At 73.4% G+C, this 1,321-nt stretch carries 1 protein-coding gene; it reads left to right on the forward strand.

Annotated features, from left to right (window positions below):
- On the forward strand, positions 1–1,043 hold a 1,043-nt coding region (locus tag GTW43_RS28855; RefSeq protein WP_161304929.1), incomplete at its 5' end, for a carotenoid oxygenase family protein.
- Positions 1,044–1,321 lie beyond the last annotated feature (278 nt).

The raw sequence follows: 1,321 nt of genomic DNA on the forward strand, positions 1-1,321 counted from the left end.
ACAAGGGCCGGATCCTCGCGCTCCAGGAGAGCGGCCCGCTGCCGTACGAGCTGGACGGGGAGCTGGGCACGGTGGGGCCGTTCGACTTCCGGGGGACGCTGGAGGGCGCGCTCACGGCGCACACCAAGTACGACGCGGCGGCGGACGAGTTGCACGCGGTCGCGTACTACCCCACCTGGGACCACGTCCGGCACCTCATGATCGACCGGACCGGGCGGGTGGCGCACACCCAGCGGGTACCGGTCGCGGACGCGCCGATGATGCACGACTTCGCGCTGACCGGGAAGTACGTGGTGATCATCGATCTGCCGGTGACGTTCGACCCCGCGGCGGCGCAGGCGGGGGCCGTGGTGCCGTACGCGTGGAACGACCGGCATCCCATGCGGGTGGGGCTGCTGCCCCGCGGTGGAGGCGCGACCCGGTGGTTCCAGATCGACCCGGTCTTCCACTCGCACACGCTGAACGCGTACGACCAGGGCGACTCGGTGGTCGTCGAGTTCACGGCGATGCCCGCGCCGTTCTTCGTCGCGGGGCGGGGCAACGGCGGTCCGGGGGCGCTCGGCACGCCGACGCTGGAGCGGTGGACCGTCGACCCGCGGGCGGGCCGGGTGCGCAGCGAACGGATCGACGATCTGCCGCAGGAGTTCCCGCGTGTCAACGAGCTGTTCGTGTCCCGGCGGCACCGGTTCGCGTACACGGCGAGTGCGGGGGCGATGTGGCGGGCGTACGAGACGGTGGACGGGGTGCCGCCGGACGAGCACTTCTCGAACCATCTGGTCAAGCACGACATGGCGCGGGGGCGCCGGGAGGTGCACCGGCTGCCCGCGGGTGCGGCGGCCGGTGAGCCGGTGTTCGTGCCGCGGCGCGGGTCCCGGGACGAGGACGACGGCTACGTTCTCTCCTATGTGCACGATCCCGACCGGGGCGCGAGCGACCTGGTGATCCTGTCCGCGCAGGACTTCACGGGCCGTCCGCTGGCCCGCGTCGAACTGCCGGGCCGGGTCCCGCTGGGTTTCCACGGCAGTTGGGTGGCGCAGCTGTAGCGCGCGGGACGCCCGAGGGGCGCTGAGCTGCGGGAGGCATGGGCAAACCGCCGCCGGGCGGGGTACGTTGCCGCATCGGGACCGGCAGAGAGCAGGACGATGCAGGAACTGGAAGTGCCCCGCCTGACGGCGCCGCCGGTGTCCGGCGGGCTCGCCGACTCGCTGTTCGACGCGGCGCTGCGGTCCCCGGACCGGGTGCAGTTCTCGCTGCCCGCGCCGGACCGGGGCTGGCGCCGGGTGCGGGCCGGGGTGTTCGCCGATGAGGTCCTCGCGGTGGC

Source organism: Streptomyces sp. SID5785 (assembly GCF_009870065.1).
Taxonomy (GTDB): domain Bacteria; phylum Actinomycetota; class Actinomycetes; order Streptomycetales; family Streptomycetaceae; genus Streptomyces.